The sequence below is a fragment of the Sulfitobacter brevis genome (assembly GCF_900112755.1).
Classification (GTDB): Bacteria; Pseudomonadota; Alphaproteobacteria; order Rhodobacterales; family Rhodobacteraceae; genus Sulfitobacter; species Sulfitobacter brevis.
The window spans coordinates 376,776-401,173 of the sequence record NZ_FOMW01000001.1; the positions used below are offsets into that span (position 1 = coordinate 376,776).

22 protein-coding genes are annotated in these 24,398 nt (G+C 59.1%); 17 read left to right on the forward strand and 5 right to left on the reverse strand.

The features are described 5' to 3' along the window. Together BM174_RS01890 and BM174_RS01895 are read left to right on the forward strand one after the other, a co-directional pair. Window positions 1-978 carry an ABC transporter ATP-binding protein gene (locus BM174_RS01890; RefSeq protein WP_093922114.1) on the forward strand — a complete coding sequence of 326 codons (978 nt, stop codon included), beginning with the start codon at window positions 1-3 and terminating at the stop codon, window positions 976-978. Continuing rightward, window positions 975-1,946 (forward strand): ABC transporter ATP-binding protein, encoded by a 972-nt coding sequence (locus tag BM174_RS01895; protein WP_093922115.1) that lies wholly within the window; start codon window positions 975-977, stop codon window positions 1,944-1,946. Before BM174_RS01890 ends, BM174_RS01895 begins: the two co-directional genes overlap by 4 nt. A 76-nt stretch (window positions 1,947-2,022) precedes the next feature. Here the strand turns inward: BM174_RS01895 and BM174_RS01900 are convergent, their stop codons facing one another. Then, window positions 2,023-3,318, reverse strand: coding sequence for a glutamate-5-semialdehyde dehydrogenase (locus tag BM174_RS01900; protein WP_093922116.1), 1,296 nt, complete (start codon window positions 3,316-3,318; stop codon window positions 2,023-2,025). Window positions 3,319-3,348: 30 nt separating this feature from the next. Continuing rightward, on the reverse strand, window positions 3,349-4,128 hold the full coding sequence (gene proC, locus BM174_RS01905) for a pyrroline-5-carboxylate reductase (RefSeq protein ID WP_093922117.1): 780 nt from the start codon (window positions 4,126-4,128) through the stop codon (window positions 3,349-3,351). 273 nt (window positions 4,129-4,401) lie between these two features. Here proC and proB point away from each other — a divergent pair, with 273 nt between their 5' ends. From proB to BM174_RS01955, 10 genes are all read left to right on the forward strand, one after another. Beyond that, entirely contained in the window at window positions 4,402-5,562 is a 1,161-nt protein-coding gene (gene proB / locus BM174_RS01910) for a glutamate 5-kinase (RefSeq protein ID WP_093922118.1), read from the forward strand. Window positions 5,563-5,776: 214 nt separating this feature from the next. Further along, complete coding sequence (locus BM174_RS01915; RefSeq protein ID WP_093922119.1) at window positions 5,777-6,808, forward strand: LacI family DNA-binding transcriptional regulator; 1,032 nt, start codon at window positions 5,777-5,779, stop codon at window positions 6,806-6,808. Between the two features lie 118 nt (window positions 6,809-6,926). Then, on the forward strand, window positions 6,927-8,228 hold the full coding sequence (locus BM174_RS01920) for an ABC transporter substrate-binding protein (protein WP_093922120.1): 1,302 nt from the start codon (window positions 6,927-6,929) through the stop codon (window positions 8,226-8,228). 113 nt (window positions 8,229-8,341) lie between these two features. Beyond that, entirely contained in the window at window positions 8,342-9,208 is an 867-nt protein-coding gene (locus tag BM174_RS01925) for a carbohydrate ABC transporter permease (RefSeq protein WP_093922121.1), read from the forward strand. Between the two features lie 11 nt (window positions 9,209-9,219). Continuing rightward, complete coding sequence (locus BM174_RS01930; protein ID WP_093922122.1) at window positions 9,220-10,050, forward strand: carbohydrate ABC transporter permease; 831 nt, start codon at window positions 9,220-9,222, stop codon at window positions 10,048-10,050. A gap of 11 nt (window positions 10,051-10,061) precedes the next feature. Then, on the forward strand, window positions 10,062-11,066 hold the full coding sequence (locus BM174_RS01935; RefSeq protein ID WP_093922123.1) for an ABC transporter ATP-binding protein: 1,005 nt from the start codon (window positions 10,062-10,064) through the stop codon (window positions 11,064-11,066). A 40-nt stretch (window positions 11,067-11,106) separates the two neighbouring features. Then, the gene (locus BM174_RS01940) at window positions 11,107-12,594 is read left to right on the forward strand and encodes a mannitol dehydrogenase family protein (protein WP_093922124.1); all 1,488 of its coding nucleotides are present in this window, start codon (window positions 11,107-11,109) and stop codon (window positions 12,592-12,594) included. Window positions 12,595-12,637: 43 nt separating this feature from the next. Beyond that, entirely contained in the window at window positions 12,638-13,564 is a 927-nt protein-coding gene (locus BM174_RS01945; RefSeq protein WP_093922125.1) for a carbohydrate kinase family protein, read from the forward strand. 81 nt (window positions 13,565-13,645) lie between these two features. Continuing rightward, window positions 13,646-13,981: a hypothetical protein gene (locus BM174_RS01950; RefSeq protein WP_143092408.1), complete on the forward strand. Its 336-nt coding sequence runs from the start codon at window positions 13,646-13,648 to the stop codon at window positions 13,979-13,981. 88 nt (window positions 13,982-14,069) lie between these two features. Then, complete coding sequence (locus tag BM174_RS01955) at window positions 14,070-15,488, forward strand: multicopper oxidase family protein (RefSeq protein WP_093922127.1); 1,419 nt, start codon at window positions 14,070-14,072, stop codon at window positions 15,486-15,488. Between the two features lie 191 nt (window positions 15,489-15,679). On the opposite strand, the gene BM174_RS01960 is transcribed toward BM174_RS01955, so the two are convergent. After that, on the reverse strand, window positions 15,680-16,606 hold the full coding sequence (locus tag BM174_RS01960) for an aminotransferase class IV (protein ID WP_093922128.1): 927 nt from the start codon (window positions 16,604-16,606) through the stop codon (window positions 15,680-15,682). Window positions 16,607-16,672: 66 nt separating this feature from the next. After that, window positions 16,673-17,644, reverse strand: coding sequence for a TAXI family TRAP transporter solute-binding subunit (locus BM174_RS01965; RefSeq protein WP_093922129.1), 972 nt, complete (start codon window positions 17,642-17,644; stop codon window positions 16,673-16,675). Window positions 17,645-17,822: 178 nt separating this feature from the next. On the opposite strand from BM174_RS01965, the gene BM174_RS01970 reads away from it, so the two are divergent. The 5 genes from BM174_RS01970 to BM174_RS01990 all read left to right on the forward strand — a co-directional run bounded on the left by BM174_RS01970 (window position 17,823) and on the right by BM174_RS01990 (window position 21,739). Continuing rightward, window positions 17,823-18,512: a GntR family transcriptional regulator gene (locus BM174_RS01970; protein ID WP_093922130.1), complete on the forward strand. Its 690-nt coding sequence runs from the start codon at window positions 17,823-17,825 to the stop codon at window positions 18,510-18,512. A 184-nt stretch (window positions 18,513-18,696) separates the two neighbouring features. After that, window positions 18,697-19,371, forward strand: a complete 675-nt coding sequence (locus tag BM174_RS01975; protein ID WP_093922131.1) for a type 1 glutamine amidotransferase domain-containing protein — start codon at window positions 18,697-18,699, stop codon at window positions 19,369-19,371. A 192-nt stretch (window positions 19,372-19,563) separates the two neighbouring features. Further along, on the forward strand, window positions 19,564-20,316 hold the full coding sequence (locus tag BM174_RS01980; RefSeq protein ID WP_093922132.1) for an amino acid ABC transporter substrate-binding protein: 753 nt from the start codon (window positions 19,564-19,566) through the stop codon (window positions 20,314-20,316). A 5-nt stretch (window positions 20,317-20,321) separates the two neighbouring features. Continuing rightward, complete coding sequence (locus BM174_RS01985) at window positions 20,322-20,996, forward strand: amino acid ABC transporter permease (protein ID WP_093922133.1); 675 nt, start codon at window positions 20,322-20,324, stop codon at window positions 20,994-20,996. Next, the gene (locus BM174_RS01990; protein WP_093922134.1) at window positions 20,993-21,739 is read left to right on the forward strand and encodes an amino acid ABC transporter ATP-binding protein; all 747 of its coding nucleotides are present in this window, start codon (window positions 20,993-20,995) and stop codon (window positions 21,737-21,739) included. The genes BM174_RS01985 and BM174_RS01990 overlap by 4 nt, the downstream gene beginning before the upstream one ends. Here BM174_RS01990 and BM174_RS01995 read toward each other — a convergent pair. Continuing rightward, a complete protein-coding gene (locus BM174_RS01995) occupies window positions 21,657-24,263 on the reverse strand; it encodes a Hint domain-containing protein (RefSeq protein ID WP_093922135.1) in 2,607 nt (868 codons plus the stop codon). The two genes, BM174_RS01990 and BM174_RS01995, sit on opposite strands and share 83 nt — an antisense overlap. Window positions 24,264-24,398: the final 135 nt, after the last annotated feature.

Consider the following 24,398-nt stretch of genomic DNA (forward strand, 5'->3'; position numbering starts at 1 on the left):
ATGCCTCTTTTGCGTATCCGAAACCTGAGCGTTGATTTCGCCACCGCCTCCGGTGCGTTTCGCGCTGTGGACGCGGTTGATCAAGACATGGAGACTGGCGAGATCCTTGCCATCGTCGGTGAAAGCGGCTCGGGCAAATCCGTGTCAATGCTGGCGCTGATGGGGTTGCTGCCGTGGACTGCGACCGTCACCGCCGACGAGCTTAGCTTTGACGGCCATGACCTATTAAACATCGCCCCGCGCGCACGGCGCAAGATTGTGGGCAATGATCTGGCGATGATCTTTCAAGAGCCGATGTCCTCGCTCAACCCCTGTTTCACCGTCGGTTGGCAGATCAAGGAAGCCCTGCGTTCTCACCTCGGCCTTAACCGCAAGGAACGCCATGCGCGGGCCGTGGAGCTTTTCGAACAGGTCGGCATCCCCGACCCCGAAAAACGCCTCTCGGCTTTTCCGCACCAGTTGTCGGGCGGAATGAACCAGCGCGTAATGATCGCTATGGCCATCGCCTGTAAGCCCAAGCTGCTGATCGCGGATGAGCCTACAACCGCGCTCGACGTGACCATTCAGGCGCAGATCCTTGATCTGCTCGCTGACCTGCGCCGCGATACCGGCATGGGGCTGGTGCTGATCACCCACGACATGGGCGTGGTTGCCGAAACCGCCGAGCGGGTGAGCGTGCAATACGCGGGCCAAAAGGTTGAAGAGCAGCCGGTTGGCGCGTTGTTCGCCACCCCGCACCACCCCTATACGGGCGCGCTGCTCGACGCGCTGCCCGAACGCGCAACGGAAAAGAAACTGCCGACAATTCCCGGCGTAGTGCCCGGCCAGTTCGACCGCCCTGCGGGGTGTCTATTCTCGCCGCGCTGCAAGTTCGCCAATGACAAATGCCGCAGCACCCCGCCGCCGCCCTTGGGTGCCGATATGGGCTATGCGCGCTGCTTTTATCCACTTAACGCCAACGAGAGGATCGCATCATGAGTGACGCTCCGGTGATGCAGGCCACGGGTCTGCAACGGCACTACAACGTCGGCGGCGGGCTGTTTCAGAAATCCCGTGTGCTCAAGGCTGTCGCGGGACTGGATTTCGAGGTCCATGCCGGCAAGACGCTGGCCGTAGTTGGCGAAAGCGGCTGTGGTAAATCCACCCTCGCCCGCATGGTCGCGATGATCGAAACCCCGACCGAAGGTAGCCTGACGCTGGATGGCAAACCTGTTCGCGCCGAGGATTGGGCCGACCTGCGCCAGTCGGTGCAGATTGTGTTCCAAGACCCCTACGGATCGCTGAACCCGCGCCAGCGTATCGGCACGATCCTGATGGAACCACTGATGATCAACACCAAGCTGAGCCGCGCCGACCGCGAGGCCAAGGCACGCGAAATGCTGAAACTTGTCGGGTTGCGCCCCGAGCATTTCGACCGCTATCCGCATATGTTCTCCGGCGGGCAACGCCAGCGGATCGCGATTGCGCGGGCTTTGATGCTGGACCCCAAAGTGCTGGTGCTGGACGAGCCTGTCTCGGCGCTCGATCTGTCGATCCAGAGTGCCATTCTGAACCTGCTGCTGGACCTTCAGGAACGGCTGCAGCTGGCCTATCTCTTCATCAGCCATGACCTCAGCGTGGTGCGCCATGTGGCTGACGATGTGATCGTGATGTACCTTGGCCGTGCGGTGGAAAAAGGCCCGAAAGCGGAAGTCTTTGACGCGCCACGCCATCCTTACACCAAGGCCCTGCTCTCGGCGACGCCGCGTGCCGAACCGGGGGCAGAGAAAGAGCGCATCAAGCTCAAGGGCGAATTGCCCTCGCCGCTGTCGATCCCCGATGGCTGCCCCTTTGCGCCCCGCTGCTGGAAGGTTCAGCCCAAGTGCCGTGCAGAATTGCCGCGCTTGCGCGGCCAGCCACACGGCGCGGCGTGTTTCTTTCCCGAGAATGGCACTTATCCCGAGTAGTCCTGCGTTCTAGGCCGGACCAATTCGGCTCGTTTGCGACGGGCGCGATCTCTCGCGCCCGTTGTCGTATCAAGCCCTAGGGGCGCTTTTGCCCGTCGCCGTGCACAAAGTATTTAAAGCTGGTCAACTGCTCGGCCCCCACGGGGCCACGCGCGTGCATCTTGCCTGTCGCGATGCCGATCTCGGCGCCCATGCCAAACTCTCCCCCGTCCGAAAACTGGGTCGAAGCGTTGTGCATCACCACAGCGGAGTCGATCGCGGTCATAAAGGCGCGGGCCGCCTGCATATCTTCGGCCAAGATTGCGTCAGTGTGGCCAGACGAATGGGCCTGCACAAATTCGATACCGCTTTGCAGCCCGTCGACCACTTTGACCGAGATTACGTTGCTGAGGTATTCGGTGTCCCAATCCTCATCTGTCGCGAGCGCGATGTCGGGCAAGATATCGCGCGCCTCGGCATCGCCGCGCAAAGTGCAATCATGCAGCGCCTTCGCGACACGGGGCAGAAATTCCGCCGCGATGGCACGGTCAACGACCACGCATTCAGTCGCGCCACAAATACCTGTGCGCCGCATCTTGGCATTTTGCACCACGCCAACGGCTTTTTCGATATCAGCACTCTCGTGGACATAGCTGTGATTGTTGCCGTCCAAATGCAGCAACGTCGGCACCCGCGCCTCACGCTGCACCAGCGACACCAGACCGCGCCCGCCACGCGGGATCGCCAGATCAACGGTCTCGGTGCTTTGCAGCAGCAGTTTGACAGCCTCGCGGTCGCGGGTATCGACCAGTTGCACGGCATCCTCAGGCAAACCCGCCGCGCGCAAGCCTTCCGCCAGACAGCCTACAATCACCCGCGACGAATGCAGGCTTTCCGACCCGCCGCGCAAGATTACCGCGTTGCCAGACTTGATGCACAGCGCGCCGGCGTCCGAACCGACATTCGGACGCGATTCATAGATCATCGCGATTACCCCGATTGGCACCGCGACACGTTCGATCTTGAGGCCATTGGGCCGGTCAAACGTCGCCAAGACGCGGCCCAGCGGGTCCTCTTGCCCCGCGATAGCGTCAAGCGCATCGGCCATACCGTCAATACGATCATCGGTCAGGGTCAAACGGTCTATAAAGGCTGCGTCTTTGCCCTTGTCGCTAATCGCGTCAAGGTCGCGACGGTTGGCATCCAGCAACTCCTGCGTCTTTGATCGCAGCGCTTCCGCCGCCTCGGTCAGCGCCTGGTTGCGCTGGTCACTCGTTGCGGTGGCCAACATGCGTGCGGCGGCTTTGGCCCGACGGCCAAGGTCCGCGACGACAGTAGCGACGTCATGTTCGCCGGTCGTAGATGTGGTGTCCGGTGTGCTCATCTCGTTCATCTTGTCTTCTCCTCAAATTCGGGGGGCGGCTTAGCGCAGTTCGACGGCGCGGGCATAGGCTGCCTGCACGGTATCATGGAAAAGGCCTTCCAATTGCCCGTCGCGCATCAACTGGCTTAATCCTGCCTGTGTGGTGCCGTTCTTGCTGGTCACAGAGTTGCGCAGGTCCTCCAGTGTCTCGTCCGACTGCCGCGCCGTTTCAACGGTGCCGCTGATCGTATCAAACACCAATTTGCGCGCGGTTTCGTCATCAAATCCGACAGATTTTGCCGCCGCGACATAGCTGCGCATCAGCTCGAAGACATAGCCCGGGCCGCTGCCGCTGATCGCGGTCAGACGGTCGATCTGGTCTTCGTCGGCCAACTCAACGCAGGTGCCGGTTTGTGCGACCAATTCGGTGACGCGGGCTTTCAGGTCGTCGCTGCACAGAGCGTTGGCAACAAGACCCGACACACCCTGACCGACCATCGCGGCCAAGTTCGGCATCACGCGGATAATCGCGCGGTCACCGACCACTTTTGCGATGCTGGCGATCGAACAGCCTGCGGCGATCGACACAAAGCAGCCCTCGGGTTTGAGCGCGAAAGCGTAGTCGGGCAGTACGCCGGCGATCATTTGCGGTTTGATCGCGATGATCACAACGTCGAATTCTGCCGCTTCCAGTTCTGTCGTTTTTGTTACATGGCGCACGCCGTCAGGGAGGGCCGTTGCTGCGGGGTCCGCCACCGTAAATGTGTTATCCGGCACCTCGGCCCATTGGCGCAGCATTGCGCCGCCCATTTTGCCGCAACCGATCAAGAGAATATTCATTTTTGCCTCCTTTGCCCTGCGTTTTTCTGCACCGAAACGCGTGTCGCCGCGCCTCAAGGCTACCAGATCATCAGGTTTGTCATTTTACGTCGCCGATACATGGCAACTTGATGCCGCATTGCAGCAATTCAAGTCGGTCCATTTGCAATCACGTGTCGGGTCCGTGTTATACATCGGCGAATCATTCGCGGCCCTAGTGCTACCGCGCAGCATTGCCTTTAGCAAACTGTTGCCGCATTAAAGTTGAAAAACAATAAGTTACCGGAGTAACCCATGACCAAGAAGAAAAAAATCGTCGTCAAGATCGGGTCCAGTCTGCTGGCAAACAGCGACAATCTGACCCTGCGCTATGCCTTTATGAACGGATTGATGAGCGATCTCGCCTATCTCCAGAAGCAAGGTCACGACATCATTCTGACCTCTTCCGGCTCTGTCGCTTTGGGCCTGAACATGATCGACCGCAAACCCGAAGATGCAGGCATTCTGGACAAGCAGGCCGCTGCCGCCTGTGGTCAGCCGCTGTTGATGAATGCTTACCGTCAGGTCGCGTCCGAGTATGATATGGACGTGGCGCAGATGCTCGTCACGGTTGAGGATATGGAGGATCGCCGCCGCTTTTTGAACATCAAAAATACGATGCTCAGATTGTTCGAAAACGACATCCTGCCGATCATCAACGAGAACGATTCTGTCGCAACCCGTGACCTGCGCGTGGGTGATAACGACCGTCTGTCCGCCAAAGTCGCCCAGATGATCGACGCGGATTTGCTGATCATTCTAACCAGTGTCGAAGGCCTTTATGACCGCGACCCGTCGGACCCGGACGCCAAGTTCATCGCCGAGGTGAAGGACGTGACCGAGCATCTGGAATCCACGACCGGCATCAGCACCTTGGGCAGCGGCGGGATGCTGACCAAGATGCAGGCCGCCAATATGGCGCAGAACGCAGGCTGCGAAACCATCATCGCCGAAGGCATCATCGAACGCCCTTTGTCCTCGGTATTGAACGAAGAGCGCCGTTACACCCGCATTCTGGTGTCGGGTGTCACCCAGTCGCCGCTGAACATCTGGCTCAGCAACCGCTTGCATGTGTCGGGCACGCTGGTTGTGGCCAATGACCGCGTCAAAGCGCTGGTAGAGGGCGGTCTGGGTATCCGCCGTGAGGATGTGATCTCGCTGCAGGGGGATTTCACCAAAGGCGACGTGCTGCACGTCTATAACGAAGATGGCGAGGAGATTGCCCGAGGGCTGACCAACTTCTCTTCAGAGGAAACGATGCTGTTGGCGCGTAATCTGGACATGCCCGTCGAGGATGTGATCGGCTACAAAACCAAGAGCGATGTGATCGGCGCCGAGAACATTCTGATCCTGCAAGAGAACCATCTGCTGCTGGATGCGCCCGAGCATGACCAGAAGTTTGTAGTGCCTGTCTAAGGGGCTCAGCCGCTAAAATGACACCTGCGGGGCCGCGCACTTGGCCCCGCAGACACCCTAGCCTCGGCAGGTAACACCTAAGGTATCTAAATCTTGACACGGATGGCTGGCAAAATTTCCGCGCGTCAAATAAGCTACTTTCTGATGGCAAGTTTGAAACCCATGGGCTGTGATGGCCCGGTGTTCAGCGAGGCCCCCAATGGAGTGCCCCGCGATGAGCGACCCCAAGATCAGAACCATGGAAGATTTCGCCTCGGCGAGCGGCATTTCGCGACCGACAATTTCAAAATATTTCAACGACCCAAGTAGCGTGCGTCAATCGACGCGCGTGAAGATTGAACAAGCGTTGGAGCAATTCGAGTACCGCCCGAACGTCTATGCGATCAACCAAAACCGGCGACAAACCAAGAATATCGGCATTGTCGTGCCCTATCTCGCCGATCCGTTCTTTGCCGAAATCGCCCGCACCATCGAGGCTCAGGTCATTCAGGCAGGCTATCGCCCTGTGCTGCTGGGCTCACATGGCGACCCTGAGCAGGAGATCGAAAACCTCGACAATCTGCGGCTGATCAAGCCTGCGGGCGTGCTGCTCGCCCCGCTTGGGCGCGCTTCCGATCCGGCGCGGCTCGACGCCTTCTGCCGCGATGTTCCCACGGTCCTGTTCGACGCAAATGTCGATGGCATTGGCGCGGCCTTCGTCGGCTCTGATAATAACCAGAGCATTGGCCTGATCGTCGAATACCTGTGTCGCACCGGCCAACCGCCCGCATTTTTCGAGATGAAGACCCCCGCCAACCCCAACGCGCTGAAACGCCGGACCGCTTACCTGAACGCGATGAAGCGATTGGGGCACGCACCGGTACTGGTGCAGGCTTCTGGCGGCGGGTGGGATTTTGAAGCGATCGGCTTTCGCGAAGGCTCACGCGTGCTGACCGACCGCAAGCTGCCGACCAATACGGTGCTGTGCAGCAACGACCGCTTGGCCATCGGACTGCTGTCAGCCGCCTATCAAATGGGCATCCGTGTCGGGATCGAGGAAGGCTGCACCCTGCGGGTTGCGGGCCATGACGACCACCCGTTCTCCCGCTACACCAGCCCGACCCTTACAACCGTTTCGCAAAACTACGTCGCCATCGCCGAGCGCAGCGCCGAGACGCTTTTCAAGCTGATTAACGACGAATCGCCCCCGACGGCCCGCGAAATCACATTATTCGAGGGCAACCTGGTTATGCGCGCCTCTGCATAACTAACTGGCAATTCAGAACTTCCCGCCTTAATTTTACGCGCATAAAGAATTAAATTGACGGATGCGTAGAATTGCGCGTACGATTTTGGGACTACATCCAACCATAGGGAGGAGACGGATGTCCTTGTTAAACGCATTTCGTGCGGCGACCGCTTTGACGGTTCTCGTATCGACCAGCGCCTTTGCTGAAACCCTCACCATTGCTACTGTGAACAACGGCGACATGATCCGTATGCAGGGCTTTACCGAGGATTTCACCGCGAAAACCGGCCATGAAGTCGAGTGGGTCACTCTGGAGGAAAACGTTCTTCGCCAGCGTGTGACGACCGACATTTCCGCCAAGGGCGGTCAGTTCGACATCATGACCATCGGCATGTACGAAACCCCGATCTGGGCCAAGAACGAGTGGCTCGTACCGCTTGATGATCTCGGTGACGAATATGACGCCGGTGACATTCTGCCCGCGATGGCAGGGGGCCTCTCCTATGAAGGCACGCTTTATGCGGCACCTTTCTACGGCGAAAGCTCGATGATCATGTATCGCACCGATCTGATGGAAGCCGCAGGCATGGAAATGCCCGACGCGCCGACATGGGATTTTGTGGCCGAAGCGGCCCGCGCGATGACCAACAAAGACAAGGAAATCTATGGCATCTGTCTGCGCGGTAAAGCAGGCTGGGGCGAGAACATGGCCTTCCTCACCGCAACCGGCAACGCCTTTGGCGCCCGCTGGTTTGACGAAGACTGGAAGCCGCAGTTCGACAGCGAAGCTTGGGCCAACACGCTCAACTTCTACATCGAATTGCTGAATGACGCGGGCCCTCCCGGTGCCTCCAACAACGGTTTCAACGAAAACCTGTCGTTGTTCCAGCAGGGCAAGTGCGGCATGTGGATCGACGCAACTGTTGCTGCGTCTTTCGTGACCAACCCTGACGATTCCACCGTGGCTGACAAAGTCGGTTTCGCGCTGGCACCCGACACTGGTCTGGGCCGTCGCAGCAACTGGCTCTGGGCTTGGGCCCTGGCAATTCCTGCCGGCACCCAAAAAGAAGATGCCGCGAAAGAGTTCGTCAAATGGGCGACTTCTAAAGAGTACATCGAGCTTGTAGCCGCGAAAGACGGTTGGGCGAACGTGCCTCCTGGCGCGCGTAAATCTCTCTACGAAAACGAGAACTACAAAGAAGTTCCGTTTGCCAAGATGACACTCGAGAGCATCCTGTCCGCTGATCCGACCAATCCAACGATTGATCCGGTGCCTTATGTTGGTGTGCAGTTTGCGGCGATCCCCGAGTTTGCCGGTATTGCCACACAGGTCGGTCAGGAATTCTCTGCCGCCCTTGCAGGTCAACAGACCGCCGAAGAAGCGCTGGCCAAGGCACAAGCCTTGACCGCAGACGAGATGGAAGCCGCAGGCTACTGAGGCCTTCCACCCAGAACCAGAGGGCGGCCCCCGGCCTGCCCTCTGGCCCTACCCCCAAAACCCAGCCAATATTTACTCAGGCGGCATTAGCCCGCCCACGATGGAGGTGTGACATGGCGACCCAGCAATCCCGATCCGCTGCACGCATCATGATGGCCCCGGCGGTAATTCTTCTGCTTGGCTGGATGCTTGTACCCCTGACGATGACCGTGTGGTTCTCGTTCAAGAAATATTTGCCCCTGCGTGGCGGCGATCTAGGCTGGACAGGTTTCGACAACTACGTCCGCTTCTTTACCTCCAGCGCGTTCTGGCCCAGCGTTCAGGCCACGCTTGTGATTGTCGGCGGTGTGCTGGCTATCACGATCGTTTTTGGCGTCCTGCTGGCCGCTCTGCTGAACCAGCCGATGTGGGGCCGCGGCATTGTTCGCATCCTTGTAATTGCGCCGTTCTTTGTCATGCCAACCGTTTCCGCGTTGGTCTGGAAGAACATGTTCATGGATCCGGTCAACGGCCTGTTCGCCCACCTGTGGAAGCTTTTTGGTGCCGAGCCGGTGTCATGGCTTTCCGAAGCCTCGCTGGAATCGATCATCCTGATCGTCAGCTGGCAGTGGCTGCCCTTTGCGACGCTGATCCTGCTCACCGCGATCCAGTCGCTGGATAGCGAACAGCTTGAAGCCGCCGAGATGGATGGCGCGCCGCCGCTGAAGCGTTTTGGCTTCATCACCCTGCCGCACCTGTCGCGCGCCATCACCGTGGTTGTGCTGATCCAGACAATCTTTCTGCTGTCGATCTTCGCCGAGATTTTCGTGACCACCCAAGGCGCGTTCGGCACCAAAACCCTGACCTATCTGATCTACCAGCGCGTGCTGGAAAGCCAGAACGTCGGGCTCGGCTCCGCCGGTGGCGTCTATGCCATCATCCTCGCCAATATCGTTGCCATCTTCCTGATGCGCATCGTCGGCAAAAATCTGGATACGTAAGGGAGGTTACGATGGCACGTTCTGTCACCACACGACGCAAAACCCTGAACACACTGTTTGCTTGGGCTGTCGGATTGCTGATCTTCTTTCCGATCCTCTGGACCATACTGACCAGCTTCAAAACCGAAGCACAGGCGATCAGCGACCCACCGGTCTTTCTGTTCTTCGACTGGACGCTGGAGAATTACGCCGCCGTGCAGGAACGCTCCAACTATATGCGGTTCTTGTGGAATTCGGTCATCATCGCCGGTGGCTCGACGCTGCTGGGGTTGATCATCGCGATCCCTGCGGCGTGGTCGATGGCCTTTGTGCCCTCCAGGCACACCAAGGACATCCTGCTCTGGATGCTCTCCACCAAGATGTTGCCAGCGGTTGGGGTGCTTTACCCGATTTACCTGATTTTCATTCGCATGGGGCTGCTCGATACCAAAACCGGCCTTGTGGTTGTGCTGATGCTGATCAACCTGCCGATCATCGTCTGGATGCTGTACACGTACTTCAAGGAAATTCCCGGTGAAATTCTCGAAGCCGCACGGATGGACGGGGCCACACTGAAGGAAGAAATCCTCTATGTGCTGACGCCAATGGCCATTCCGGGCATCGCCTCGACCCTGCTGCTGAATGTCATTCTGGCATGGAACGAAGCCTTCTGGACCCTGAACCTGACAGCGGCCAAAGCCGCGCCGCTCACCGCCTTCATCGCAAGTTACTCAAGCCCCGAAGGGCTGTTTTACGCCAAGCTCAGCGCTGCCTCGACCATGGCCATCGCGCCAATCCTCATTCTGGGATGGTTCAGCCAAAAGCAACTCGTAAGCGGCCTCACCTTCGGCGCTGTGAAATAAGGAAGAGATCCATGGGACGTATTGTACTCGATAAAATCAGCAAGTCTTTCGGCGATGTAGAGGTTATTCCGCCGCTGGATCTGGCAATCAACGACGGTGAGTTCACTGTTTTCGTCGGCCCCTCGGGCTGCGGCAAATCCACCCTGCTGCGTCTGATAGCTGGGCTGGAGGACAGCAGCGGCGGCCATATCCGCATCGACCACGAAGATGCCACCCACGTGCCCCCCGCCAAGCGCGGTCTGGCGATGGTGTTCCAGTCCTATGCGCTTTATCCGCATATGTCGGTGCGCAAAAACATCGCCTTCCCGCTGAAGATGGCGAAGATGGACAAGGCCGAGATCGACCGCCGGGTTGAGGGTGCAGCTTCGGTGCTGAACCTCACCGATTACCTTGATCGCCGCCCCGGCCAGCTTTCGGGCGGTCAGCGCCAGCGGGTTGCGATTGGCCGCGCCATCGTGCGTGAACCGTCGGCCTTCCTGTTTGACGAGCCGCTGTCAAACCTTGATGCCGCCCTGCGTGTCGGCATGCGGTTGGAGATTTCGGAACTGCACAAGCGTCTGAAAACCACGATGATTTACGTGACCCACGATCAGGTCGAAGCGATGACCATGGCCGATAAAATCGTGGTTTTGCAGGCAGGTGTGATCGAACAGGTTGGCAGCCCGCTGGAGCTTTACCGTGCGCCGCGCAACGTCTTTGTCGCCGGCTTTATCGGCTCGCCCAAAATGAACCTGCTCTCCGGCCCCGAGATCGCGGATTATAACGCGCACACAATCGGGACGCGGCCCGAACACATCGCGATCTCGCAGACCGAAGGCGTTTGGGAAGGCACCGTCGGCGTGTCAGAGCACCTCGGCTCGGATACTTTCGTGCACGTCAAATGCGCGGCCTTTCCCGAACCGCTGACCGTGCGTGTCCGTGGCGAGTTGGACCTTTCTTACGGCTCGACAGTGTTTCTGACCCCCGATCCTGAACACCTGCACCGCTTCGACGCGCAAGGCCTGCGCTTCGCGTGAACCCATCTATGATCTCTCCATTCTGCGGGGCTTGTAACTCATGAAACTTTCGAACCAGACACTGCCGGACCTGCCCGCCGCCGTGGCTCGCCCCACCTACGACCGCGGCGCGCTGACGCCGGGGATCGTGCATGTCGGCTTGGGCAATTTCCACCGCGCCCATCAAGCGTGGTATCTGCACCGTCTCATGCAAGACGGATTGGCGCAGGATTGGGCGATCATCGGCGCCGGAGTACGTGCCGCAGATGCCCGAATGCGCGAGGTATTGTTGGCGCAGGATTGCCTGACCACCTTGATCGAGCTTGCCCCCGCCGCCATGCGCGCCGAAGTCGTCGGCTCGATGATCGACTATCTGCCCGTCACAGAAGGCAACGCGCCACTGATCGCCACACTGGCGCGGCCTGAAATCCGTATTGTTGCGCTGACCATTACCGAAGGCGGCTATTATGTTGATCCGGTCTCCGGCGGGCTGAACGAAACCCACCCTGACATTCAGCATGATGTTGCGACCCCCGACGCACCGACCACTGTTTTCGGGGCTATTGTTGCGGCGCTCAAAGCGCGTAAGGCGGCGGGCCTTGGCCCCTTCACCGTGCAAAGCTGTGACAATCTGGCGGGCAACGGTGACATCACCCGCAACACGGTCGTGTCACTGGCACGGCTGACCGACCCCGCACTGGCGGACTGGATCGACGGCGCCTGTAGTTTCCCAAATTCGATGGTGGATTGCATCGTGCCCGCGACAGGCCCCAAGGAGATCGGGCTGGCCCGCGATCTTGGCATTGATGACGCCGCACCCGTCACCCACGAAAACTATCGCCAATGGGTGATCGAGGATGATTTCTGCGCCGGACGTCCCGCATGGGAGAAGACCGGCGCGATCCTGACCGATGACGTGCATAGCTATGAGACGATGAAAATCCGCATCCTCAACGCGGGCCATCAGGTCATTGCCAATGTGGGCGAGCTGTTGTCGGTCGAAACCATCTCCGGCTGCATGACCCATCCCGCGGTCTTGCCGTTCTTTCGCAAGGTCGAGCGGGAGGAGATCGCCCCCTATGTTGCCCCCGTCCCCGGCATGACCCCCGCCGCTTATGTCGACTTGATCGCGGCGCGGTTTGGCAATCCGCAAATACACGACACCACGCGGCGCGTTGCCTTTGACGGCGCCTCCCGCCACCCCGGTTTCGTGCTGCCGATCTTGCGCGATGCGCTGGCATCTGGCGGCTCGGTTTCCGGTCTGGCCCTGGTCGAAGCACTCTGGGCGCGGATGTGTGCAGGCACCCGTGAGGATGGCAGCACAATAGAGCCGAACGATCCGCAATGGCCCGCGCTTATGGCCACGAGCCTTGCCGCCCGCGACACCCCGCAGATCTGGCTGGAACAGCGTCACCTTTACGGTGATCTCGCAGATGATCCGACCTTTGCCGAGGCGTTTGCCGATTGGCTGCGCCGACTTTGGAACGACGGCTGCGCAGCAACCATCAGCGCCTATGCGAAAGACCCCGAAATCTCAAAAACTGCCTGAGCGGGCGGCGATGTGACATCCACCCGAGTGTGAGTACCTAACTATGATCCTGTGTTGCGGCGAAGCGTTGATTGATATGGTGCCTGCGGTAACAGCCGACGGCACGCCGGGCTTTGTGCCCCATACGGGGGGGGCGATTTTCAATACCGCCATCGCATTGGGTCGGCTGGATACGCAATCCGGGATGCTGACCGGCCTTTCCACCGACAAATTCGGCCAGCAGTTGGGCGCGGCGCTAAAGGCCAGCCACGTCGATACAGCGCTGGTGATGATCTCGGCCCGCCCGACGACGCTGGCCTTTGTGCATCTGGTCGACGGGCAGGCCACCTATGACTTTTTCGATGAGAACAGTGCCGGACGAATGGTGCAGTCGACCGATCTGCCGACCATTCCCCGCAATGTGACGGCGCTTTATTTTGGCGGTATCAGCCTTGCCTGCGAGCCGAGTGCGGATACTTACGCCGACCTGCTGGTGGCGCAATCGGGCCGCAAGGTCGTCATTATCGACCCCAATATCCGCCCCGCTTTCATTCAGGATGAAGCCCGTTACCGCGCAAGGCTGGCCCGCATGTTTTCCAATGCCGATATCGTAAAAGTATCGGACGAAGACCTGCACTGGCTCGTCGATGGCCCGCTGACGCTGGGGGAGAAGGCCGAGCACATTCTGCAAAGCGGTCCGGCGGTGGTGATTGTGACACGCGGGTCAGTGGGCGCGATGGCGATCACGTCAGATGGCAACCGGGTCGAGGTGCCTGCGCCGCACGTGGAGGTCGTCGATACCGTAGGCGCAGGCGATACTTTCAATGCAGGTTTCATTGCGAAACTGTCGGAGCAAGGCGTTCTGACCAAGCAGGCTTTGCACAGCCTGGAAGCTGAGACCCTCGTGGCGGCGCTGCACCACGGTGCGAAGGTAGCGGCTGTGACAGTCTCGCGCAGCGGCGCAAATCCGCCTTGGGCCAATGAAATCTAACGCTTCTTAACGGCATCTTTTTCGGTTCTGGCTTGACCTCCCCCTACTGGAAGCTCCCATATCGACGGGATGAGCCGCATATTGCATGTCCTTCTCTTGGTTGTTCTCAGCTTGGGTGCCCTTTCGGACCCCAACGCCTCTGCCGCGCGTGATACGACGATGACCCAAATGATGGCGGGAGCGGGAGCGGACGCCTGTGGTGACTGCTTGCCTCAAGATGCGGTGTTCTTGGCTGCCTGCGAAGAGGGCTGCACCCTGCCTTGTGACGTGAACGCCTCAACCTCTGGGGTGATTTCAGCAGTGGCGCTACTCGCATTTGCCCCACCCTTCGACAGCATCACACCGAGGCTGGTTTCTGATATCGCCACGACCCTCGCTCTGGCGTGTGAGCCGTTTCCACCAAAACCGTTTGCCTGATCCGTCATTTTCCGCGCCCTGCGGAACCCAAGGCCTGCGCTATCGGATGAGTTGCAGGTGAAGACATCCCAGATTTAAGGCAATACCCATGACACACGCGACACCCCTCTCCCGCCGAAGCTTGTTGAAAGCCGGTGCGGCATTCGCGGCCGCACCGATACTGGCACCGCTCGCCGCTGCTGCGCAGACCTCCGCGCCGCTTACTCTGCGTGCAGGCAAAAGCAGCACCGCGCTGCGCCCTGCGCCCTACGGGCTCACCGACGTCTGGAGCTACAACGGCAGTACGCCGGGGCCAGAAATACGGGTGAAACAGGGCGAGCGGGTCCGGATTATGGCGTCGAACGCGTTGGACGAACCGACGACGATCCATTGGCACGGGATCCGCACGCCCAATGCGATGGATGGTGTTGGGGGTTTGACGCAGGCGCCGATCGAAAAGGGCGGTGAGTTCCTTTACGAGTTTGACGCCCTAGATGCGGGGACGTTCTGGTATCATCCGCATCAGCGTAGCTTTGAGCAGGTCGGTCGCGGGCTTTATGGCCCGCTGATCGTTGAAGAGGCCGATCCGGTGCAGGTGGACCGCGAGGTGACATGGATGCTGGATGACTGGCGGATGACCAATGAAGGCCAGTTGGACGACAGTTTTGGCAGTCGCCATGATGCCGCGCATGGCGGTCGGATCGGCAATACGGTCACGATCAATGGCGAAATACCCGACCGCATCGCCGTACAATCGGGCGAGCGGATCAGGCTGCGGCTGATCAATGCCGCGAATGCGCGTATTTTCGGATTGCAGTTTGGCGGACTGTCTCCGGTTGTCATTGCGATGGACGGCCAGCCCGTTACTCCGCACACCCCGCCCGACGAGGTCGTGGTGCTTGGTCCCGCCATGCGGGTCGATCTGATCTTGGATATGTCCGGCAAGGCGGGTGACACTACCATAGTGTCGGATATTTTCTACGAGGAGCTTGAGTACGAGTTGGTAAAGCTCGCCTACGGTCCGACCGCGCTGCGCGATGCGGCCCCTGACTGGCCGATGACGCTGACGCCGAACCCGCTTTCAGAGCCGGACATTGCTGCTGCGACGCGCCACCAGATAGTCTTTAACGGGGGGATGATGGGGCAGATGATGATGGGCGCGGATCGGGGCGCGATGATGGAGCAGATACGGCAAGGCAGCATGTGGTTCATCAACGGTAAAGCCGCGATGGATCATCTTGCCGCGCCGCTTCTGAGCCTGCCACTGGGGTCGTCGCATATCTTTGAAATGGAGAACAGCACGGGCTGGCCGCATCCGATCCACTTCCATGGCCACAGCTTTCGCGTGATTGCGCGCAATGGGCGCCCGACGCCGCATCAGGAATGGCAAGACACGGTGATGATGGCGCCGGAAGAACGGGTCGAGATTGCCTTTGTCGCCGATAATCCGGGCGACTGGATGTTCCATTGTCACATTCTGGAGCATCAGGCGGCAGGAATGATGGGCTTTGTGCGCGTGGAGGTTTAGGGGTCGGGAGCTTGGAGCGCTGGATAGGCGATTGATCCTCCTGTTGCGATGAGAGGGCTTTGCCCCCTCAAACTCCCCCGAGTTATTCTGGTCGAAAAGTGATCAGAAGGTCGCTGACGGGAGGTGCTCTGAGGAGCAAGCACAGCTTGTCGCAGCGCCCAGCGCGGCGACAAGCTGCAACAGATGGGGCGCTATGCGCCGGTCGTTTGTTCGATCAGTTCTTTGTACAAAGCGCGCAGCTTGCGGGTGATCGGATGGCTGCCATCGCCGATCGGCTTGCCATCTATGCTCGCTACGGGGGTTTGTGCGCCGAAGGTGCCGGTCAAAAACGCCTCGTTCGCACCGTAGGCTTCATAGAGCGAATAGTTCTTTTCAAATACCGGAATATCATTGGCGCGGCATAGGTCGATGACCTTCTGGCGCGTCACACCGTTCATGCAGTAATCGCCCGTCGAGGTCCAAACCTCGCCACGGCGCACGATGAAGAAGTTGCAGGCATTGGTGGTATTCACAAAGCCATGCGGATCGAGCATCAGCGCTTCATCCGCACCTGCGGCTTCGGCTTGCAGGCAAGCAATGATACAGTTGAGTTTGGAGTGGCTGTTAAGCTTGGCATCCTGGCTCATCGGCAGACCGCGGACTTGAGGCACAGTCGCAAGGCGGATGCCTTGACTGCTGAGGCTGTCAACGGGTTTGGAATGTTCGAGGATCATCACCAATGTCGGACCGGAGCGGCTGAGGCTCGGGTGTTGGAACGGCTTGTCCTTGATGCCACGGGTCAGCATCAGGCGGCAGTGCACATCGTTGGTCATACCGTTGGCGGCAGCGGTCCGGTTCAGCGCGTCCAACATCTCCGCTTTGGTCAGCCCCACGTCGAGCGAGACAGTTTTGCAGGAGTTGTAGAACCGGTCCATGTGTTCGTCGAGAAACGCCCATGTGCCGTTATAAAGCCGCAAGCCTTCCCACATACCGTCGCCCAGCATGAAACCGGAATCGTAAACCGACACTTTGGCGTCATCACGGTGGACGATGCCGCCGTTGACGTAGATCTTGATGTCGAGGTTGCGGGCGTCCTGCTCGGCATCGTGGGTGGTGTGGCTGGTTTCATTGGCGGTCATAGGTTGGCCTTTATCTGCTAAAAGGGAGAACCGCGCCGGCGGACCGGCGCGGAGAACGGGGTGGCGTTACACCCAGCCACGCTCTTTGTAATAGCGCACAGCCCCTTCGTGCAGCGGAGCGATGGTGCCGTTCGAGATCATGTCCTCTTCCTTCAGGTCGGTGAAGGCAGGGTGCAGTTTCTTGAAGCGGTCGAAATTTTCGAACAGTGCTTTCACTACCGCGTAAACCGCATCGTCGCTTGTGGCTGTCGAGGAGACGAGCGTGGCGAGCGGGCCGTAGCTGTTAATCGTGTCAGGCTGGCCTTTATAGAGGCCTGCTGCGATGGCGGCTTGTGAATAATACACAGTATCGGCGACCAGATTTTCAACTTCCGGCCCGTCCACCTGCACAAATACCGTATCGCAAGACACGGTCGCTTCGGTGATATTGCCCACAGGGTGGCCCGCCGAGAACATGATCGCATCGACCTTGTTGTCGCATAGCGCGGCGGATTGCTCGGCCGATTTCAACTCTGACGCCAGTGCAAATTCGCTGACCTCGATGCCGATGGCGTCCAGCAGTACTTCTGCTGTGGCGCGTGAACCTGATCCGGGGTTGCCGATGTTGACCCGCTTGCCGCGCAGGTCTTGCATGGTGGTGATCCCGGCATCAGCGCGGGCCAGAATGGTCACCACGTCGGCGTGGGCCGACAGCACAGAGCGCAGGTTTTCGTCAGGCCCGTTCTCGGCGAAGGAGCTGGTGCCGTTCATCGCGTGGAACTGCCAGTCCGACTGGACGACGCCAAAGTTCAGGTCCCCTGCCCGAATGCCGTTCAGGTTGGCGATCGAGCCGCCTGTCGCGGGGGCGGTGCACTTGAGGCTGCCATCTTCAGAGGCGCGGTTAACCAACTGGCACAGCGACTGGCCGACCACGTAATAGACGCCGGTCTGACCGGCCGTGCCGATGGTGATAAATTCCTCGGCCATGCTGGCGGTGGGCGCACCCATCCCCAATATGCCAAAACCGACAACGGCCGCTGCGTTACGTGTGAATTTCATGACTTCCCTCCAGTCGGAATATTACGTGCAAGCGGTCGGCGATTTGGCGAGGCCAAGGCCGTTCGCTGCAATTTAGACGCTAGAGCGAGACTGTAGGATTGTCAACAATCGGACAGGGAGTTTACATTTTGCATAGGATTACGTCTAAAAAGGCAGATCGCTTGGAAGGATTTGAACAGTGGCGCAGGTTTCGGACAATACATTGCATCCGCTGGATGAGGGCACGATTCGCCAACGCGTCGTGGCGCAACTCAAGGCCCATATCGTCAAAGGTAATTTTGTGCCCGGCCAACGTCTGACCGAGCAGCAACTCGCCAGCGCCCTTAATGTCAGCCGTGGTCCATTGCGCGAGGCCGTGCGCGATCTGTGCGATATGGGGCTGCTGGTCAGCCTCCCCTACAAAGGCCTCTATGTTCGCTCGGTCACGCCCGAAGATCTGGAGGAGCTCTACTCGCTGCGTACCACGCTTGAGACATTCGCCTTTGAGCGGTGCTGGGATAAACGCACGCCAGAGGCCATTGCCGATCTGCACAGCCGCAGCGAAGCTCTGAAAGAGGCCATTGATCTTAACGTCGACGGGCTGCGCGCGATCGAGTTGGAACTGGCTCTGCACAGTTGGAGCTTTGAGCTCAGCGGGCACAAGCTGCTGCAAAAAAGTTGGGAGTCGATGCAGTCCAACGTCTATTTCTATTTTTCCCTGCACCAACGTGCCCACGCTCGCAAAGGGCCGCTGCGCCAATCCCATGATCTTTATGTAGAGCTTGCCTGTGGCGATAGCCTCGACGCCATGAAGGCACATTTAGACGATCATATGCGACAGGGGTTTGAGCGCACGCGCGACGCGCTCTCGACCTCGCTATTCTCCTAAACCGCCTTGTGCTGCGCCACGCACACATCACCTGACGCAAGGGAACCCGAGCAAAGAGCAGAAACGCACCTGTGCTATGGAACTAGCACCTGCCGCACGGGTTGGGCCGACGAACAGCAAGATGATGGGCGCAGGCCCAGCCATTTCGCATGCACGCTCAATTTAAATGAAAAGGCCAAAACCAATGAAAATTCTTATGGTTCTCACCTCCCACGATCAACTTGGCGATACAGGGAAGAAGACGGGTTTCTGGCTCGAAGAATTCGCCGCTCCTTACTACGTCTTCAAGGACGCAGGCGCCGAGATCACACTGGCCTCGCCCAAGGGCGGCCAACCCCCGCTGGATCCGAACAGCGATTCCGACGACTCGCAGACCGAGGCCACCAAACGCTTCAAAGGCGATGACGCCGCCCAGAAAGAATTGGCCAATACCGAAGTCCTCTCCGGCATCTCGGCAGATGGCTTTGACGCGGTGTTCTACCCCGGTGGCCATGGTCCGCTTTGGGACCTCGCAGAAGACAAGGACAGTATCGCACTGATCGAATCCTTTACCAAGCTGGACCGCCCTGTCAGCGCTGTTTGCCACGCGCCAGCAGTGTTCAAGCACACCAAAGGGGCCGACGGCAAACCGCTGGTCTCGGGCAAGACAGTAACGGGCTTCACCAATACCGAAGAAGAAGGCGTTGGCCTGACCGACATCGTGCCGTTCCTCGTTGAGGATATGCTGAAGGCAAACGGCGGCAACTACGAAAAGGGCGACGACTGGGCCTCTTTCGTGGTGACCGATGGCAAGCTGGTCACGGGTCAGAACCCCGCCTCCTCCGAAGAAGCCGCGAAAAAGCTGATGGCTTTGCTGTAAGCCATCAGCGGGGGCGGCCATCACCGGTCGGCCCCGCAAAGCTTCCAAATATCCATTCCTGGAACATCCTCCTTTGCGGGACAGTGTCCTGAATTTGCACCGCGCACCGTGACATTGGTCTTGCTTAGCCCAAGGGTGATTGAAGCGCCGCGCGCACTCGTTACATGCGCTGCAAACACCACGGAGCACATGATGAAAAAGACCCTTACCTTTACCGCTATTTCTCTCAGCATCCTTGCAGGCGCTGCCCAAGCCGATACGCTGAATGTCGGCATGTCTGGCGGATATTTCCCTTTTACCTTTGTGAAACTCGACGAATTGCAGGGCTTTGAAGTTGATTTCATCAACGCCATCGCTGCCGAGACCGGCGATGAGGTCAATTTTGTGACTATGTCATTTTCCGGCCTTATCGGCGCGCTGGATTCTGGGCGGATTGACACGATCGCCAACCAGATCACCATCACGCCGGAGCGCGAGGCCAAATTCACGTTCTCGCAGCCTTATGTCTTTGACGGCGCCCAGATCGTTGTAAAAACCGGCAATGAGGGCACAATTGGCAGTGTCGAAGACCTGAGCGGCAAGACTGTCGCGGTCAACCTTGGCTCCAATTTCGAGCAATTGTTGAACGAACTCCCCAACGCCGATCAGATCGACATCCGTACCTATGAAAGCAACATTGCCCAAGACACGGCACTTGGCCGGGTCGATGCATTCGTGATGGACCGCGTCTCCTCGGCGCAGTTGATCGCCGAAAGCCCGCTGCCTCTGGCGCTTGCAGGCAAGCCATTCAGCGAAATCCGCAACGCGCTGCCGTTTCGCAACGACGATAAGGGCACAGCGCTGCGCGACCGCGTAGATGCCGCGATCACCAAACTAAAAGATGACGGCACCCTGAGCGAGATTTCGCAAAAGTGGTTCGGCGCTGACATCACGAAAGCCGAGTAAGCAGCATGCGGGCACTGGATTTCGCGTATATGTGGGACCTAGTGCCCGTCCTGCTGGGGTATATTCCGCTGACGCTGTTCATGGCGCTGGTTGGTATGGTCTGCGCCTTGGTGCTCGCCTCGATCATGGCCGTCGAACGGGTGTTCCGCGTGCCGGTACTGGATTGGTTTGTCCGACTGTTTATCAGCTTTTTCCGCGGCACGCCGCTGCTGGTGCAGCTGTTTTTGTTTTACTACGGCCTGCCGCAGGTGTTGTCTTTCCTGACCACCATCGACGGTGTCAGCGCCACGATCATGGGGCTGACGCTGCATTTCTCCGCCTATATGGCCGAAAGCATCCGCGCCGCGATTCTGGGCGTGGATCGCAGCCAATGGGAAGCCGCGCAGGCGGTTGGCATGACACAAGGGCAGATGATGCGGCAGATCATTATGCCACAGGCCGCCCGCGTCGCCGCACCGACCTTGGTGAATTATTTCATTGATATGATCAAAGGCACGTCGCTGGCCTTCACCCTCGGCGTGACCGAACTGATGGGGGCGACACAAAAAGAAGCGGCGGGCAGCTTTTTGTATTTCGAGGCCTTTTTGGTCGTTGCCGCAATCTACTGGATTATTGTCGAAGCCTTGGCGTTCGTCCAACGGCGGCTCGAAATCCATTTGAACAAGGCGCATGCGCGATGACGACAGGCTCTGGCATATCGATTCGTAATCTCAGCAAATCCTTTGGCGACACCGCCGTCCTGACTGACATCTCGCTCGAGATCGCGCCCGGCGAACGGGTGGTGGTGATCGGACCCTCCGGCACCGGCAAATCGACCCTGCTGCGCTGCCTGAACTTCCTCGACCGACCGGATGCGGGCACTTTGCAGCTCGGCGATTTGAGCGTTGATGCCAAGACCGCCTCGCGTGCCGAGATACTGGCACTGCGGCGCCGCACCTCGTTTGTATTTCAAAACTATGCCCTCTTCGCCAACAAAACCGCGCGGCAAAATATCACTCAAGCACTGATCGCGGTTAAGGGTCTGTCAAAAGCCGACGCCAACCGCCGCGCCGATGATATCCTGCGTGAAACCGGCCTCACAGCCCGTGCCGAAGCCTATCCCGCCGCGCTGTCGGGTGGTCAGCAGCAGCGTGTGGGGATTGGCCGCGCGATGGCACTGGACGCTGATCTGATGCTCTTTGACGAGCCCACCTCCGCGCTCGACCCTGAATGGGTTGGCGAGGTGCTCGACCTGATGCGCAGGGTCGCCGAAAAGCGTCAGACCATGCTGATCGTGACCCATGAGATGCAGTTCGCCCGCGAGATCGCGGACCGGATTGTTTTCATGTCCGAAGGCCGGATCATCGAGCAAGGCCCGCCTGCGCAGCTTTTGGAAAACCCGCAGGATCCGCGAACAAAGGCGTTTCTACGGCGCGTGAGCTAAAAACGCGCTTATGCAGAGATGAAGGCACGGATAGTTCGCGGCTGTCATATCGCGCCCTCGCATAAACCACATCCGACCTTGGATGCCTTGTGGTCGCGATCCGGCCTTTCGCTTTGAGATACTTCGATATTTGACGTCGGGCAGCGCCAACGGTCAGGCATTCCCGCGCTGGCGGGCCATTCAAGGCTGCTTCTGACGTCCGCGCAGGTCCGAAAATTTTGGAGAGAACCTGACGTTCAGTCTCTAGCAGGCCTTGCAGAACCATCGGACCGATGAGCAGCGACTCAGAGAAAGAGCCATTGGCCGTCACGATTTCATGGCGGTCACAGGCGAAATGAAACCATGTGATCGCTGCCTTGTTTTTCATGTGGCGAATGCCCGGCAATGCCGTCAACGACTTGGCAGGCGCCAGTTTCTCGCTGGCAAACACATTGTGCAACTGGCCATTGCCGCCCACCAGTATGCGGTGCTGTGGTGATACAATCAGGTCACGCGCGGGCAGGCCGCCGCCCAGCGCACCGGCTTTGATCAACACAGGCTTTGCATCGTCGCCAAGGCTGTCCAGCGGCTGATCCGCGCTTCGAATCCACCGAATAGCCTGTGCACCATGGTCTCGTGTCATTACCAGATCGCCGGGGGCCAATGTTTCCACAGCGCGTGGGCCGTCGGGTGTTTCGATCATTGTGCCTGGTGCGTAACAGGGGATACCCGCCCGCGTCAGTTGCGCCGGAGCGTTCACCTGCGACGGAGAAACTCCCTGCAGTAGCAATGTTTCCCCGTTTGGAAAGGTGAGCAGTGCGTTACCAAAGCCGTCGTGACTGACCACGACATCCCACACGTTGACCGGATTGCCGTTGGCATCGGTAAGGCCGCTAAGATCAAGCTGATCGTTGAAGAACCCGTCGTTGTCTGCGTCGCCGGTATCGAAATCGGTAATCGTATCAGCGCCGAACCCGTCGCCGAGAAGGAAAAGATCATTGCCCGCGCCGCCGCTCAGCAGGTCATTGCCAGCCCCGCCAATCAGCGTATCGTTGCCAGCCCCGCCCAGCAGAGTGTCGTTACCGCCACCGCCGGAGAGCGTGTCGTTGCCTGCGCCGCCAGACAGTATGTTTGCATTGCCATCACCGGTGAGGCTGTCGTTCAGCGTGGAGCCAGTGAGGTTCTCGATGCTGATGAGGGTGTCGCCCTGCGCGTCCCCGCCAATGCCCGTACCATTGCTAAGGTTAACCGTGACACCTGAGGTGGAGGCGGAATAGTCGGCGGTGTCGTTTCCGTTGCCGCCGTTCAGCACGTCGGCGCCTGCTCCGCCGATAAGCGTATCGTCGCCGTCGCCGCCCAGAAGCGAATCCGACCCTGTACCACCGTTTAAAAGGTCGTTGCCCGCGCCCCCGGACAAGGTGTCGTTGCCGCCTCCCCCGATCAATACGTTGGCATTGCCGTCGCCGGTCAAGTTGTCATTATAGAACGAACCGGTAATGTTTTCGACGCCGGTAAGGGTATCGCCCTGCGCGTCCCCCCCGCTGCCCGTACCAGTGGCGAGGTTGACCGTGACCCCTGCCCCCGAAGTTGTGTAGTCAGCGGTGTCGATGCCAGTGCCGCCGTCCAGCAGGTCGGCCCCGGGGCCGCCGATCAATGTGTCGTCTCCGGCGCCACCGCGCAGAGTATCGTTGCCCGCGTTGCCAATCAGCACGTTCGCGCCTGCGTCACCAGTCAGGCTGTCGTTGTAGTTCGACCCGGCGAGGTTTTCGAAGTTTGACAGGACATCGCCCTGGGCATCCCCGCCCGAGCCGATGCCGGTGGTCAAATTAACGGTGACGGCCGACGTAGACGTGCTGTAATCTGCCGTATCAATGCCCGGCCCGCCATCGAGCGTGTCTTGACCCGGACCGCCGATGATCGTGTCATTCCCCAAGCCACCATTGATCGAGTCGCGCCCGCCATATCCGAAAATCAGATCGTCATTGCCATCGGTGCCGTCGATTTGGTCGCCCTGCGCGTCAGTATAGCCCGGGCCCATGACGTCGGCGGAATTTGTGCCATCCACGCCGGATAACCACGGCGTGCCATAGGTCGCATAATCCGCGGTTCCGATATTGTTGCCGCCAACTTTTTGATAGCTTGCGCCGGATACCAGCGGGGCATCCGATACGAACCCCCAAACATCGCTGGTGACCCCGTTTTGAGACAGCACCGTGATTGTGATGACCGGTCCTGTTGGCGATCCGTTCGCATCAAGCAGCTGAACCTGAATCAGCGATTCCGCTTCGATCCCGTTGCCATTATTGACCAATCCGGCACCGTTGGTGACGATGTGGGTGCTGGCCCTGTCGTCTTCGAGGGTGTTTGATGAACCACCTGTGTCGTTGATCGTAACAGCACGGCTTGGATAGCCGGAGCTGAAAACATACCGCGTGCCATTCGGCGAGTCCGAGTTGTTGATGACGGTGGCACCCGCCGTTTGAGTGGTCGAGAACGTGACGCGCAATGCCTCGCTATCAACGACGTAAAGCGTGCGTTCTACCATGACAGAACCGGGTATAAAGTCGCGAGTTGTGCCTGCTGCGCCAAGAAGTGTGGCGCAGGAACGGCGCCAGAGTATCCACAGTGCTTGTGGTAGTATGTTCCGGCTTCGTCCTTCATGGCCCTCTCCTCGTCAGCT